The following is a 14107-nucleotide window of genomic DNA, read 5'->3' as shown; positions in this document are numbered from 1 at the left end:
TCAATCATTGTTTCATCCCCGAACGACCTTCCCCCGGTCATCCGTCGCGCGAGTACTGAGCTTTCGGGATCAGGCGTGCGAGGCGCGATGATAGGATTGCAGCGTTCTGACTTCAAGGCCGCCCGCCTTCAACGCCTCGATCGCGCGCACCGCCGCGACCGACGCGGCGGCCGTGGTGAAGTACGGGATGCGCCCCGCCACCGACGTCGCCCGGATCGACTGCGAATCCTGCAGCGACTGCCAGCCTTCGGTGGTGTTGAACACCAGCGCGATGTCGCCGTCCTTCATCCGGTCGACGATGTGCGGGCGGCCTTCCGCGACCTTGTTGACGCTTTCGACCGAAAGCCCGCGGCCGCGCAGATGGGCCGCCGTGCCGCCGGTCGCGACGATGGTGAAGCCCATGTCGATCAGCGAGGCGACCGCCGGTTCGATCACCGCCTTGTCGCCGTCCTTCACGGACACGAACACCGTGCCGCCCGTCGGCAGCACCGTGCCCGCCCCCGCCTGCGACTTCAGGAACGCGGTGGCGAAATCGGGCGCCATCCCCATCACTTCGCCGGTGGACTTCATTTCCGGCGAGAGCACGGGATCGGTGCCGGGGAAGCGCGCAAAGGGGAACACCGCTTCCTTGATGGCGATGCGCCCCTCCGGCACCGGGATCGCGGGCAGGTCGGCCAGCTTCTCGCCCGCCATGACGCGCGCGGCGATCTTGGCGACGGGAACGCCCACCACCTTTGCCACGAAAGGCACGGTGCGGCTGGCCCGCGGATTGACCTCGATCAGGTAGATCGCGCCGTCCTTCACCGCGAACTGCGCGTTCATGAGGCCGCGTACCTGCAGCGCCCGCGCCAGCATCACGGCCTGGCGGGAGATCTCGTCCACCACCTCGCTCGACAGGCTGTAGGGCGGCAGCGAACAGGCGCTGTCGCCCGAATGGACGCCGGCCTCCTCGATATGCTGCATCACGCCGGCAACCACCACGTCCGTGCCGTCCGCGATGCAATCGACATCGACTTCGATCGCGTCGCGCAGGTACCGGTCAATCAAGACGGGTGCGTCGCCAGACACTTGCACGGCAGTGCTGATATAGGCGTCGAGCTGGGCCGGCCCGTCGACGATCTCCATCGCGCGCCCGCCGAGCACATAGGACGGCCGCATCAGCACGGGATAGCCGATGCGGTCGGCGACGGCGGCGGCTTCCTCGCGGCTCCGCGCCAGCCCGTTGGCGGGCTGCAGCAGCTTCAGGTCGTTGACCAGCTTGGCGAACCTCTCGCGGTCCTCCGCCAGGTCGATGGCATCCGGGCTGGTGCCGAGGATCGGGATGCCGGCGGCCTCCAGCGCCCGCGCCAGTTTCAGCGGCGTCTGCCCGCCATATTGCACGATCACGCCGACAAGCTCGCCACGCGACTGCTCGACGCGGAGGAGCTCCAGCACGTCTTCGGCGGTCAGCGGCTCGAAATAAAGCCGGTCCGACGTGTCATAGTCGGTGCTCACCGTTTCCGGATTGCAGTTGACCATGATCGTCTCGTAGCCGGCGTCCGCCAGCGCGAAGCAGGCGTGGCAGCAGCAATAATCGAACTCAATCCCCTGCCCGATCCGGTTCGGTCCGCCGCCGAGGATGACGATCTTGCGCCGGTCGGAGGGCAGTGCCTCGTTCTCCGGTTCGCCAAAGGCCGGCGCCTCGTAAGTCGAGTACATGTAGGGCGTCTTGGCGTCGAACTCGGCCGCGCAGGTGTCGATGCGCTTGTAGACCGGGTGGACGCCCAGCCGGTGGCGAAGCGCCCGCACCTCCTCTTCGGTGATGCCGCCGGTCATGGCGACCAGCGCATCGTGGAGCAGCCCGCCGCCGCGCCGGATGCCGACCGACATGCCGCCCCGGATGTTTGCCGACCGCAGCGCCAGTCGCGCCAGCCGCCGGTCGGAAAAGCCCAGCGACTTCAGGTGGCGCAGCCCCTCGGCATCGCGCGGCAGGCCATCGGCCTCCACCTTCCGCTCGGCCGTGATGATCTCGTTCATGCGCTCGAGGAACCACGGATCGAAGCCGGCGATCTGCGCGATCTCCGCTTCGCCCAGACCTTCGCGCAGGGCCTGCGCGGCGACCAGCAACCGGTCCGGCGTGGCCTTTGCGAGCGCGGCCACGATCTCGTCGCGCGGCGCACCGCGCAACCGCTCGACCTCGTCGAGCCCGTCGAGGCCGGTCTCCAGGCCACGCAGCGCCTTTTGCAGGCTCTCGGCAAAATTCCGGCCGATCGCCATGACTTCGCCGACGCTCTTCATGGCGGTCGACAGCGTTTCCTCGGCACCCCGGAACTTCTCGAACGCGAAGCGCGGCACCTTGGTGACAACATAGTCGATGGTGGGCTCGAACGCCGCCGGCGTGGCGCCGGTGATCTCGTTCATGATCTCGTCGAGCGTATAGCCGACCGCCAGCTTGGCCGCGACCTTGGCGATCGGAAAGCCCGTCGCCTTCGACGCGAGCGCGGACGAACGCGACACGCGCGGGTTCATCTCGATGACGATCTGGCGGCCGTCCTTTGGATTGACCGCGAACTGGACGTTGGACCCGCCCGTCTCCACCCCGATCTCGCGCAGCACCGCGATCGAGGCGTTGCGCATCTGCTGATATTCCTTGTCGGTCAGCGTGAGCGCGGGGGCGACGGTGATGCTGTCGCCGGTGTGCACGCCCATCGGATCGACATTTTCGATCGAGCAGATGATGATGGCGTTGTCCGCCCGGTCGCGGACCACCTCCATCTCATATTCCTTCCAGCCGAGCAGCGATTCCTCGATCAGCACCTCGGTGGTGGGCGACGCGTCCAGCCCCTTGCGGACGATGTCCAGGAACTCCTCGCGGTTGTAGGCGACGCCGCCGCCGGTGCCGCCCAGCGTGAAGGACGGGCGGATGATGGCGGGCAGCCCGACCTTCTCCAGCCCGACGAGCGCATCGGCCTCGTTGTGCGCGATGTGGCTGCGGGCGCTTTCCAGCCCGATCTTGTCCATCGCGACCTTGAACTTCTGCCGGTCCTCCGCCTTGTCGATTGCCTCGGCATCGGCACCGATCATGCGGACGCCGAATCTGTCGAGCGTGCCGTCGCGGAACAGCGCGAGCGCGGTGTTGAGCGCCGTCTGCCCGCCCATCGTCGGCAGCACGGCGTCGGGTCGTTCAACCTCGATGATCTTGGCGACCACCTCCGGCGTGATCGGCTCGACATAGGTCGCGTCGGCCAGCTCCGGATCGGTCATGATCGTCGCCGGGTTCGAATTGACCAGGACGATGCGATATCCCTCGTCCTTCAACGCCTTGATCGCCTGCGTGCCCGAATAATCGAACTCGCACGCCTGTCCGATGACGATCGGGCCGGCACCGATGACGAGGATAGAGGAGATGTCGGTGCGCTTCGGCATTAGGGTCTCGTTTGCAAGTTCGGGCTTATTCAGACCGAAGAAGCCAGGAAGAGGAACATAGGTGCGAAACTTCTTCGGCAAATGGCCCGGTCTGACGGCCATATTGCTCGGCATCCTTCTTAGCGGCGCGGCAGTTTGGTCCTTCTATGAAGTTTATGAGGCCGCTGTCACTGGCCGCATCTACGACAGCCCGCGGCGGTCGATTGCCATCGATGACCATCCCGTCCGCTTCGTCCGCCGCGCGACGATGTTCACCGTTGTCGGCTTTGTTTGTTCCGGAATGTCGTGGCTTACCCTGCGGACGGCAGCTCAGATGGCGCGCGACGGAAGCCTCTTCCGTAAAGCGAGGGAACCGCTCGTGCCGCGTCATTGGGCAGCACCGTTGATCGATCCAACGAAACGCTCGAACAAATAGCGACTGTCCTGCGGCCCAGGGCTGGCCTCCGGATGATATTGCACGCTGAACGCCTGCCCGTCCGCCGTCGCCAGCCCCGCGTTCGATCCGTCGAACAGCGAGACATGCGTCTCCTCGACGCCCTCCGGCAGGCTGCCGCGCTCGACCGCGAAGCCGTGGTTCATGCTGGTGATCTCGACACGGCCGTCGGCGAGGCGCTTCACCGGATGGTTCGCGCCGCGGTGGCCCTGGTGCATCTTGGTGGTCTTCGCCCCCAGCGCCAGCCCGAGCAGCTGGTGCCCCAGGCAGATGCCGAACAAGGGCTTGCCCGTCGCCAGCATCTCGCGGATCACCGGCACAGCATAGTCCCCGGTCGCGGCCGGATCGCCCGGGCCGTTCGACAGGAAGAAGCCGTCCGGCCCGTGCGCCATCACCTCGTCGAACGTGGCGGTGGCGGGCAGCACCGTCACCCGCGCCCCCGCATCGGCGAGGTTGCGGAAGATGTTGCGCTTCGACCCGTAATCGATCGCGACGACATGCGGCAGCGCCTCGTCATGCGCGCGCTCCTCATACCCGCCGCCATGACGCCATCCACCGCCCGACCAGCGGTACATCTGCCGGCAGCTGACTTCCTTGGCGAGGTCCATGCCCTCCAGCCCCGGCCAGGTCCGCGCCTTTTCGATTAGCGCGGCAATATCGAACTGCCCGTCCGCACGGTGCGCGATCACGGCGTTGGGGGCGCCCGCCATCCGGATGCGGCGGGTGAGCGCGCGCGTGTCGACGCCCGACAGGCCGATCCGGCCGTTCGATCGCATCCACGCATCGAAGCCCATCACCGCGCGGTGGTTGGATGCCTTGGTCACCGCCTCGCGCACGATGCAGCCGAGCGCATGGGGGTTGTCGGCTTCCAGATCGTCGTGGTTCGCGCCGACATTGCCGATGTGCGGGAAGGTGAAGGTGACGATCTGCGCCGCATAGGACGGATCGGTCATGATCTCCTGATAGCCGGTGATCGCGGTGTTGAAGCACACCTCTCCCACCGCCTCGCCTTCCGCGCCGAAGCCGTGACCCCACAGCAGCTCGCCCGTCGCCAGCGCCAGCACGCCGGTCGCGCCGGCAGGGGCGGTGACGGACGCAGGGGCGGGTGTGGGCTCGGCCATGAGGGGGCAGGCTCCTGAACGGGTTTGGCGATGTGCGCTAAGGCCCGCGAGCTAGACCCCATCGCCCCACCCGTCAATCTGTTCGGACCACGTCGCAGCCGCTACACTCCCCGGCTTTCCGCTGGCCCGAGAGAGTGCATGATTCGAGACGACATCAAGGCTGCGCTGGTGACCGCCATGAAGGGCGGCGACAAGCAGGCGACCGCCGCCATCCGCCTGATCCAGGCCGCCATCAAGAACCGAGACATCGAGCTTCGCACCGGCACCGCGCCTGCCGACGACGACGTGCTCGTGTCGGAGGTGCTGCAGAAGATGGTGAAGCAGCGGCGCGAATCGATCACCCTCTATCGCCAAGGCGACCGGGAGGAGCTCGCCCAGCAGGAGGAGTCGGAGCTCGCCGTGATCGAGCGCTTCCTCCCCAAGATGATGGACGAGGCCGAGGCGCGCGCCGCCATCGACGCGATCGTGGCCGATCTCGGCGCGAGCGGCCCGAAGGACATGGGCCGCGTCATGGCGGAGCTGAAGACGCGCCACGCCGGGCAGATCGACATGTCGAAGGCAAGCGGCCAGGTGAAGGCGGCGCTGGCCGGGTGATGGAAAGCCCTGCCCCGGCCCCCGCCGGCGGCGGAAGGATTGAACGGTGACCCTCTCCCCGGCCTTTCTGGACGAAGTCCGCGCCCGCACCACGCTGTCCACGCTCGTCGGCCGCTCCACCAAGCTCCAGCGCGCGGGCAACGAATGGAAGGCCTGCTGCCCCTTCCATCAGGAGAAGTCCCCCTCCTTCTACGTCAACGATCAGAAGGGGTTCTACCATTGCTTCGGGTGCGGCGCGCATGGCGACGCGATCCGCTGGCTGACCGAGCAGCAGGGCCTGTCGTTCATCGATGCGGTCAAGGATCTCGCGCAGGCGGCCGGGCTCGACATGCCCGCGCCGGATCCCGAGGTCGCGCGCCGCATGGAGGCGCAGTCCGGGCTTCATGACGTCATGGCGGCGGCGGCCGAATGGTTCCGGGCCCAGTTCCGCGAGAGCCGGGAAGCACGCGCCTATGCCGAGCGGCGCGGGCTCTCTGCCGCCACGCTCGATGCCTTTGCGATCGGCTATGCGCCGGATGGCCGCACCCGGCTGAAGGAGGCGCTGTCCCGCTTCGACGAATCGCTGCTGGTCGAGGCCGGGCTGCTGATCCGTGTCGAGGGCAAGGCGCCCTATGATCGCTTCCGCGACCGGCTGATGATCCCCATCCGCGATCCGCGGGGCCGCGTCATCGCCTTTGGCGGTCGCGTGATCGGAGATGGCGAGCCCAAATATCTGAATTCTCCGGAAACGCCGCTGTTCGACAAGGGCCGGACGCTCTTCAATCTCGACAAAGCCGCCACCGCCGCCCGCAAGGCCGGCCGGCTGATTGTGGTGGAAGGCTATCTGGACGTGATCGCGCTCCATCAGGCCGGCGTGCCGGAGGCTGTCGCGCCGCTCGGCACCGCGCTTACCGAGGGGCAGATGGAGCGGATGTGGCGGATCGTCGACACGCCGGTCGTCTGCTTCGACGGCGATGCGGCCGGGCGCAAGGCGGCGGCGCGGGCCGCGCACCGGGCGCTGCCGCGGCTGGAGCCGGGCCTGAGCCTGTCGTTCGTGGCGCTCCCGCCCGGGCAGGATCCCGACGATCTGGTCAGGGACGGCGGCAAGCCGGCGTTCGACGCGGTCGTGGAGGCGACCGAGCCGCTGGTCGACCGGCTGTGGCGCGACATGGTGGACGCACAGCCGCTCGATACGCCGGAGCGGCGCGCCGGCCTGCGGCGGCGGCTGAGCGGCGTCGTCGCGGAAATCGCCGACCGCGACGTCCGCGCTCAATATGACCATCATCTGCGCGAACGGTTCGAGGACAGCTTCCTGCTCAGGCGCGCCCGCCCGCGCGGCGGCGACGGAACGTGGCGCCGTGGAAGCGCCTTTCTGCCGCCGCGTCCGCTCAGCGGACAGGCGCGCAGCATCGGATCGACCGGAATCGACCACCTGATCGTGAAAGCGATCATCGCCGGGCTGCTGCGCTTTCCCGAGACGCTCCCCGACCATTTGGAGGCGCTCGGCAGCCTCTCCGTCGCCGACCAGCCGCTGGGCCGGCTGATGGATGCGCTTGTTGATCTCGCCCTGGCCGAGCATGCGCTTGATCCGGAACGCCTTACGACCATATTGGCCGCAACCGAGTATAATGCACTGGCACGCGACCTTTTGCGCGCCGACACCCTGCCCTTCTCCTTCGCACGTTCGGGAGGAGATCCGGATCGCGCCAAGGCTGATCTGGGGGAAGCGATCCGCATCCTGGCCTGGCGGCCGGAAGTGGATGAACAGCTGAAGGCCGCGACCGAGCGGCTGAAGGCGGGGTTCGACGAGGCATTGTTCGCGGAGCAGCAGCGGTTGCTGGTGCTCCGTGTGGAGGTCGAGCGAAGGCTGGCGGACCTGGTGCAGGGCGACGACGATGCCGACGGGCAGCCGTTCGGATGAAGGATCAAGGGCTTAGAATGGCGAAAGCGAACATGGCGACGGAAGCTGCAGAGACGACGGAGGGCGGTGATGCGCCCCTGATCGACCTCAACGAGGCGTCGCTCAAGAAGTTGATCGCCCGGGCCAAGCGGCGCGGATACATCACCTACGACCAGCTGAACGAGGCGCTGCCGCAGGACCAGATGTCCTCCGAGCAGATCGAGGACGTCATGTCCGCGCTCAACGAGATGGGCGTGAACGTCGTCGAGAACGAGGAGCAGGGCGAGGACGCCGACGCCGAAAAGCAGCAGCAGGACGAGGATGACGCGGATGCCGTCGATCCGGTCGATGAGACCGGCGGCTCGGTTCCTGAAAAGAAGAAGGAGACTGTCGACCGCACGGACGATCCCGTCCGCATGTACCTGCGCGAGATGGGGGCGGTTGAGCTCCTGTCGCGCGAGGGCGAAATCGCGATCGCCAAGCGCATCGAGGCCGGCCGCGACACGATGATCCTGGGGCTGTGCCAAAGCCCGATCACCTTCAACGCCATCATCGACTGGTCGACCGCGCTCAACGAGGGCACGATCCAGCTGCGCGAGATCCTCGATCTCGACGCGATGCTGTCGAAGGATCCGGCGCCCGAAAGCCTCAGCGACGACGATGAGGGCGGCGACGGCGAGATCAGCGAGAAGACCGCCGGTCCGTCCTTCAAGGAAGAGGAGGAGCCCGAGGAGGTCTCCGCCGACGACGACGAGGATTCGATGACGGAGCGGCGCACGCCGCGCCCGTCCGATGACGAGGAAGAGGACAACACCCTTTCGCTCGCCGCGATGGAAGAGCTGCTGAAGCCGTCCGCGCTGGAGAAGTTCGCGGCGATCACCGCGCTCTACAAGAAGTTCTCCAAGGCGCAGGCCAACCGCATGGACGCGCTGGCCGCCGGCAACGACTATCCGGCCGCCGACGAGCGCAAGTACCACAAGATGCGCGAGGAGCTCACGGCGGAGGTCGAGAGCGTCCAGTTCCACCAGCAGAAGATCGAGTATCTGGTAGACCAGCTTTATGCCTACAACCGGCGCCTGACGGCGCTGGGCGGGCAGATGCTGCGCCTGGCCGAGCGCCACAAGGTGCCGCGCAAGGCGTTCCTCGACAGCTATGTCGGGCGTGAGCTCGACGAGACCTGGCTGGAGAGCGTCGCCAAGCTCGACAAGAAGTGGATGGCATTCGCTTCGGCCGAGATCGAGCCGGTGGAGCGGATCCGCGTCGAGATCTCCGAGATCGCGCAGGCGGCGGGCATGTCGCTTCCCGAGTTCCGGCGCATCGTCAACATGGTTCAGAAGGGCGAGCGCGAGGCGCGTATCGCCAAGAAGGAGATGGTGGAGGCCAACCTTCGCCTCGTGATCTCGATCGCCAAGAAGTACACCAACCGCGGGCTGCAGTTCCTGGATCTCATCCAGGAAGGCAATATCGGCCTGATGAAGGCTGTGGATAAGTTCGAGTATCGCCGCGGCTACAAGTTCTCGACCTACGCCACCTGGTGGATCCGACAGGCGATCACCCGCTCGATCGCCGATCAGGCGCGCACCATCCGTATTCCGGTGCACATGATCGAGACGATCAACAAGCTGGTGCGCTGTTCGCGCCAGTTCCTGCACGAGCAGGGCCGCGAGCCCACCCCGGAGGAAATGGCCGAGCGCCTCTCCATGCCGCTGGAGAAGGTTCGCAAGGTGATGAAGATCGCCAAGGAGCCGATCTCGCTCGAAACGCCGATCGGCGACGAGGAGGACAGCCACCTGGGCGACTTCATCGAGGACAAGAACGCCGTCATCCCCGTGGATGCCGCGATCCAGTCCAACCTGAAGGAGACGGTCACCCGCGTGCTCGCCTCGCTCACCCCGCGTGAGGAGCGCGTGCTGCGCATGCGGTTCGGCATCGGCATGAACACCGATCACACGCTGGAAGAGGTCGGCCAGCAGTTCAGCGTCACGCGTGAGCGCATCCGGCAGATCGAGGCCAAGGCGCTCAGGAAGCTGAAACACCCGTCGCGCAGCCGCAAGATGCGCAGCTTCCTCGACCAGTAAGGCAGCGGTCGGTTCGTAACGGCCCCTTTACGAGCCGCCTCTAGGGTCACCCCCGCGTAAACGGTTTGCGCGGGGGAGATCCATGGAAGTCAGCGTTGCAGGCGACACGATCGGACATGCGGCGGCGGTGCGGATCGCCCGGTCGGCCGCGATGGACGGCAGCGTGTCCCATCCGCACCGCGCGGCGCTCGCCCGATCGGCCGATGCGCCGGCGCTGCGCGCCCGCACCGATTTCGTGCATCACCTGTGCGCCCTCCACGGCCGTCATCCCGGCCTGATCGACGCGGCCGCGGGCGATCTCCACGCGCCCGACTGGATGGGCACCGCCGCCATCGCCTTTGCCGGGGAGCGCGCGCTGCTGGCGCAGATCGCCGCCGCCGCCGGCCCCGTCCCGGGCACCCCCGGCCAGGCCGCGAGCGAGGCCGCGCTGCTGCAGCAACGCCATGTCCTTGAAACGCTGGGCCGGTCCGACCGCGCCGGTTGCACGCTTGGCGCGGCGGCCGCGCTGATCCTCGATTGGGCCGCGATGCGCGAAACGCTGAACCTGGTGGCGCTGCGCTTCGGCGTCGACGCGACACCCAGCGCGCTTCCCCCCGGCGATCTGGTCCTCGCCTGGATCGGCCGAACGGACGCCGCACGTGCGCGCGCCGTCACCTTCGGTGCCGAGCAGCTTCTGGCCCAGCATCGCGGCTTTTGGAGCCTTCTGGAAGCGCGTCACCATGCCCGTGGCGGTGATCTGACGCCGGTGGCCGGCGCCGCCTGACACACCGGGCGCCGCCGGGACGATCAGGCGTCCCGGTAGGCGATCTCGAAATTGCCCCAGCGCCGACCGTGGAAGCGCAGTGGCACGAACACGTTCTTCACCGTATCGCTGATCGACGAATCGTCGGGACGATAGACCGCCATCATGAAGGCCGCGTCGCTGGCGATCGCGCGCGATGTCGCGTCGTCCAGCACGATCATCCGGTTCCGGCGGTTGCGGTTGTTCCACTCCGCATCCCCGGCGCGCGGCGCCTTGGACGTGCCGGAAAGATGGGTCGGAAGATAGCCGTTCACGTCCGAACAGACGGAGCCGAAGATCCGGGGATCGGCGTCGGTCACCCGATCCAGGATAACGCGCAGGTGGCGGTCCGCGAAATCGGCAAAGCCGTTGTCGAAGCGCTCCGGATCTGACCCGGGAATCGGGCGATAATTGGTGTCGAACACGGCCGCGGCGCTGATGCGCCCGTCGTTGATCGCCGTCTCGACGATCTCCGTCACCTCTGCTGCCACGCGCAGCGCGAGGTCGACATAGGGCTGGTCGTCGGCTGCGAACCCGCTGTGCACCAACCGGTCGAACATCCGGTTGGAGAGCCTTTCGAGCTTCTCCATCTCAATACGCGCCGTGCCGAGCAGCTCGCCGTTCGCCCGCGCTTCCCGCGTGAAGCCGGCAAGCCCGTCCTGCACGCGCCGCACGCTGTCATGGATCAGCGCGGTCGACCGGGCGATTCCGTCCGACTGCCGTTCCACCTGCGCGACGATCTCGGACACTTCGCTCACGGTGTCGTTGACCTTCTCAAAGCGGCTCTGCGCCACGCGGCTGCGCCCGACGCCGCGGCTGATCTCGTCAACAAAGGCATCGGCCTCGCGGCCCAGCGATCCGGTGGTGGCGCTGATCTCCTCGACGGCGATGCGCGTGTCCTGGGCGAGCTTCTTCACCTCGGCCGCGACCACGGCGAAGCTGCGGCCGGCGCTCCCTGCCCGCTCCGCCTCGATGGTCGCGTTCAGCGCCAGCATGTTGGTGGTCTTGGCGATCGCGTCGATGCCTTCGGTCACCCGGCGCACCTGCGTCATCGCGGCGGCAAAGCCCGTCACCTGCTCGCCAAGGCGCACCACCAGCTGGGTGATGTCGGCGAACTCGGCCATCGACAGCGCGATGGCGTCCCGCCCGCTCTCGAGCGACGCGCGGGCGCGCTCGGACAGCAGGCGCGCCTCGTCGGTGGCGTCGGCCGCCCGGCGCTGGTCGCGCTCCAGGGCTCCCGTCACGGTCTCAAGTGCGTTCAGCGTCTCCAGCTGCGCGTTCAGGCTGCTCGACAGATTGCCGATCCGCCCGGCTTCGGCCGTGCAGCCGACGGCGAGCGAGCCGCACGCCCGCGCGGCATCGCCGATCGCCCTGGGATCCGCCGCAATGACACCTTCCCGCATACACGCCCGCCCGCTCGAACTTGAACGGCCCAACATATGTTGAGAGCGGTTTGCGCATCGTTAATGGCGGTGCAGCGTCCCGCCCGTCATCTCCCTGGGCGCGCCCGTGGTCCCGGGAAAGCTGATCGGCAGGCCACGCAGGCTGCGCACGGCCATGTAGGCGAATCCTTCCGCCTCCACCGCGTCGCCGTTCCAGCCGTGCAGGTCGGCGGCCTCCACCTCCACGCCGGTCGCTTCCTCAATCATCCGCATCAGCGTGGCGTTGCGGCGCCCGCCGCCCGCCACGATCAGACGCGCTGGGCGCGCCGCGGTCACCTGCAGCGCCAGCGCAACGGCCCGGGCGCTGAACGCGGTCAGCGTCGCGGCGCCATCCTCCAGCGCGAGGCCGCGGACCGGCTCCAGCGTGAAATCCTCCCGATCGATGGATTTGGGCGGCGGCTGATCGAACCAGGGATGGTCGAGCATCGCCGTCACCACCGCCTCGTTGACGCGTCCGGCGCCCGCCGCGTCGCCGTTCGCGTCGAAGCTGCCGGCACCGTTCAGCTGCATCCAGTCGTCGATCAGCGCGCTCGCCATGCCGGTGTCGAACGCGACCAGGCTGCCGTCCGCGCCGATCAGCGTCAGGTTGGCGACCCCGCCCAGGTTGAGCACGCCCGTCGGCTTTTCCAGCCCCCGGGTCAGCGCCCGGTGATAGACGGGCAGCAGCGGCGCGCCCTGCCCGCCCGCCGCCACGTCGTCGCTGCGCAGGTCGGCCACCACGTCGATCGCCGTCTGCCGCGCCAGCGCCGCGCCGTCACCGATCTGCCAGGTCCAGCCGCGGTCCGGCCGATGCGCCACCGTGTGCCCGTGAAAGCCGATCACGTCCGCATCCCACCCGGCGACGATGCGCGCATGGCGTTCGGTCAGTTCGGCCGCGACATCGTCGATCATGCTGTCGGCGGCCGGCGCGGCCATGTCGATCGCCCGGCGGCATGCGGACGCCAGCCGGTCCCGAAACAGGTCGTCATAGGGCTCGGACCTGAAATCAATGCGCTTGATCGCGCCCTCGCCGTCCGTCCGGATCAACGCCGCATCGATGCCGTCGCGCGATGTGCCTGACATCAGGCCAATCGCCGTCATGCTGTCCAAGCGCTTCCTCCCTATGCTAGTCGGCCGGCGTCATGGCCTACACATCACAGCTCCTACGCCTGCTCGACGAACGCGGCTACATCCACCAGGTGACGGACGCGGCCGCGCTCGACGCGCTTGCCGCCACCACCGTCGTTCCGGGCTATATCGGCTTCGATCCGACCGCGCCGTCGCTTCATGTCGGCAGTCTCGTCCAGATCATGATGCTGCGCCGGCTGCAGCAGGCCGGGCACAAGCCGATCGTGCTGATGGGCGGCGGCACCGGGAAGGTGGGGGACCCCAGCTTCAAGGACGATGCCCGGTCGCTGCTGTCGGAGGAAATCATTCGGGCGAACGTGGCCTCGATCCGGCGGGTGTTCGAGCGCTTCCTGACCTTCGGCGACGGGCCGACCGATGCGGTGATGCTCGACAATGCCGAATGGCTCGACCGGCTCGAATATCTCCCGTTCCTCCGGGACATCGGCCGGCACTTCTCCGTCAACCGGATGCTCAGCTTCGATTCGGTCAAGCTGCGGCTGGACCGGGAGCAGTCGCTCTCCTTTCTCGAATTCAACTACATGATCCTCCAGGCCTATGACTTTCGGGAACTGTCGCGGCTGCATGGCTGCCGCCTGCAGATGGGCGGGTCCGACCAGTGGGGCAACATCGTCAACGGCGTGGAGCTTGCCCGCCGCGCGGACGGGACGGAGGTGTTCGGGCTCACCACCCCGCTGCTGACCACCGCCGACGGACAGAAGATGGGCAAGACCGTGTCGGGCGCGGTTTGGCTGAACGCCGACAGCCTGGCGCCCTACGACTATTGGCAGTTCTGGCGGAACACGCAGGACGCCGATGTCGGCCGCTTCCTGCGCCTGTTCACCGACGTGCCACTGGCCGAGATCGCCGCGCTTGAAGCGCTGGAGGGTGCCGAGATCAACGAAGCCAAGAAGCGGCTCGCCGACGAGGCGACGTCATTGGCCCACGGCGTCGAGGCGGCACGCGAGGCGGCGGAGACGGCCCGCCGGACCTTTGAGGAGGGTGCCGCCGGTGCCGCGCTCCCGACCCTCACCGTGGCAGGCGGAAGCATCGCGCTTGTGGACGGCCTGGTGGGCCTCGGCCTCGCCGCCTCGAAGGGAGAGGCGCGTCGCCTGGTCAAGGGCGGCGGCGCGCGCGTCGATGGAGAAAAGGTGTCCGACGACGCCATGACCGTCACGGTGGCGCCGGGTGCCACGGTGAAGCTTTCGGCGGGGAAGAAAAATCACGGCCTTCTGGTGGCTTAGAGCACGCGCTTCGTCGCGATTAACTG

10 protein-coding genes are annotated in these 14107 nt (G+C 67.7%); 6 read left to right on the top strand and 4 right to left on the bottom strand.

Annotation, left to right across the window (positions count from 1 at the left end; all coding sequences use genetic code 11):
• Nucleotides 1-69: 69 nt before the first annotated feature.
• On the bottom strand, nt 70-3405 hold the full coding sequence (gene carB / locus GGR88_RS04650; protein ID WP_167953434.1) for a carbamoyl-phosphate synthase large subunit: 3336 nt from the start codon (nt 3403-3405) through the stop codon (nt 70-72).
• A 61-nt stretch (nt 3406-3466) separates the two neighbouring features.
• Here carB and GGR88_RS04645 point away from each other — a divergent pair, with 61 nt between their 5' ends.
• Nucleotides 3467-3820: a hypothetical protein gene (locus GGR88_RS04645; protein ID WP_167953433.1), complete on the top strand. Its 354-nt coding sequence runs from the start codon at nt 3467-3469 to the stop codon at nt 3818-3820.
• Here the strand turns inward: GGR88_RS04645 and carA are convergent.
• Nucleotides 3772-4959: a glutamine-hydrolyzing carbamoyl-phosphate synthase small subunit gene (gene carA, locus GGR88_RS04640; protein WP_167953432.1), complete on the bottom strand. Its 1188-nt coding sequence runs from the start codon at nt 4957-4959 to the stop codon at nt 3772-3774. The two genes, GGR88_RS04645 and carA, sit on opposite strands and share 49 nt — an antisense overlap.
• A 138-nt stretch (nt 4960-5097) precedes the next feature.
• Here carA and GGR88_RS04635 point away from each other — a divergent pair, with 138 nt between their 5' ends.
• The 4 genes from GGR88_RS04635 to GGR88_RS04620 all read left to right on the top strand — a co-directional run bounded on the left by GGR88_RS04635 (nt 5098) and on the right by GGR88_RS04620 (nt 10273).
• On the top strand, nt 5098-5553 hold the full coding sequence (locus tag GGR88_RS04635; protein ID WP_167953431.1) for a GatB/YqeY domain-containing protein: 456 nt from the start codon (nt 5098-5100) through the stop codon (nt 5551-5553).
• A 46-nt stretch (nt 5554-5599) separates the two neighbouring features.
• Nucleotides 5600-7453 (top strand): DNA primase, encoded by a 1854-nt coding sequence (gene dnaG / locus GGR88_RS04630; RefSeq protein WP_167953430.1) that lies wholly within the window; start codon nt 5600-5602, stop codon nt 7451-7453.
• Nucleotides 7454-7470: 17 nt separating this feature from the next.
• Nucleotides 7471-9510, top strand: a complete 2040-nt coding sequence (gene rpoD, locus GGR88_RS04625) for an RNA polymerase sigma factor RpoD (RefSeq protein WP_167953429.1) — start codon at nt 7471-7473, stop codon at nt 9508-9510.
• Between the two features lie 82 nt (nt 9511-9592).
• Nucleotides 9593-10273: a DUF6975 family protein gene (locus GGR88_RS04620; RefSeq protein WP_167953428.1), complete on the top strand. Its 681-nt coding sequence runs from the start codon at nt 9593-9595 to the stop codon at nt 10271-10273.
• Nucleotides 10274-10296: 23 nt separating this feature from the next.
• Here the strand turns inward: GGR88_RS04620 and GGR88_RS04615 are convergent, their stop codons facing one another.
• The gene (locus GGR88_RS04615; protein ID WP_167953427.1) at nt 10297-11694 is read right to left on the bottom strand and encodes a methyl-accepting chemotaxis protein; all 1398 of its coding nucleotides are present in this window, start codon (nt 11692-11694) and stop codon (nt 10297-10299) included.
• A 60-nt stretch (nt 11695-11754) separates the two neighbouring features.
• Nucleotides 11755-12813 (bottom strand): anhydro-N-acetylmuramic acid kinase, encoded by a 1059-nt coding sequence (locus GGR88_RS04610; RefSeq protein ID WP_167954363.1) that lies wholly within the window; start codon nt 12811-12813, stop codon nt 11755-11757.
• 41 nt (nt 12814-12854) lie between these two features.
• Between GGR88_RS04610 and tyrS the strand changes: the two genes are divergently transcribed.
• The gene (gene tyrS, locus GGR88_RS04605; protein WP_167953426.1) at nt 12855-14081 is read left to right on the top strand and encodes a tyrosine--tRNA ligase; all 1227 of its coding nucleotides are present in this window, start codon (nt 12855-12857) and stop codon (nt 14079-14081) included.
• Nucleotides 14082-14107 lie beyond the last annotated feature (26 nt).

It is taken from the genome of Sphingomonas jejuensis (assembly GCF_011927695.1).
Lineage (GTDB): Bacteria > Pseudomonadota > Alphaproteobacteria > Sphingomonadales > Sphingomonadaceae > Sphingomonas_K > Sphingomonas_K jejuensis.
Note: the sequence above shows the minus strand (reverse complement) of the source record. Positions and strands in the feature narration are given on the sequence as shown.

Bases quoted from the DNA above. Each gene is read 5' to 3' on its own strand.
- tyrS (WP_167953426.1), top strand. From the start codon at position 12,855: ATGGCCTACACATCACAGCTCCTACGCCTGCTCGACGAACGCGGCTAC.
- GGR88_RS04610 (WP_167954363.1), bottom strand. From the start codon at position 12,813: ATGACGGCGATTGGCCTGATGTCAGGCACATCGCGCGACGGCATCGAT.
- GGR88_RS04620 (WP_167953428.1), top strand. From the start codon at position 9,593: ATGGAAGTCAGCGTTGCAGGCGACACGATCGGACATGCGGCGGCGGTG.
- rpoD (WP_167953429.1), top strand. From the start codon at position 7,471: ATGGCGAAAGCGAACATGGCGACGGAAGCTGCAGAGACGACGGAGGGC.
- GGR88_RS04635 (WP_167953431.1), top strand. From the start codon at position 5,098: ATGATTCGAGACGACATCAAGGCTGCGCTGGTGACCGCCATGAAGGGC.
- carA (WP_167953432.1), bottom strand. From the start codon at position 4,959: ATGGCCGAGCCCACACCCGCCCCTGCGTCCGTCACCGCCCCTGCCGGC.
- carB (WP_167953434.1), bottom strand. From the start codon at position 3,405: ATGCCGAAGCGCACCGACATCTCCTCTATCCTCGTCATCGGTGCCGGC.
- GGR88_RS04615 (WP_167953427.1), bottom strand. From the start codon at position 11,694: ATGCGGGAAGGTGTCATTGCGGCGGATCCCAGGGCGATCGGCGATGCC.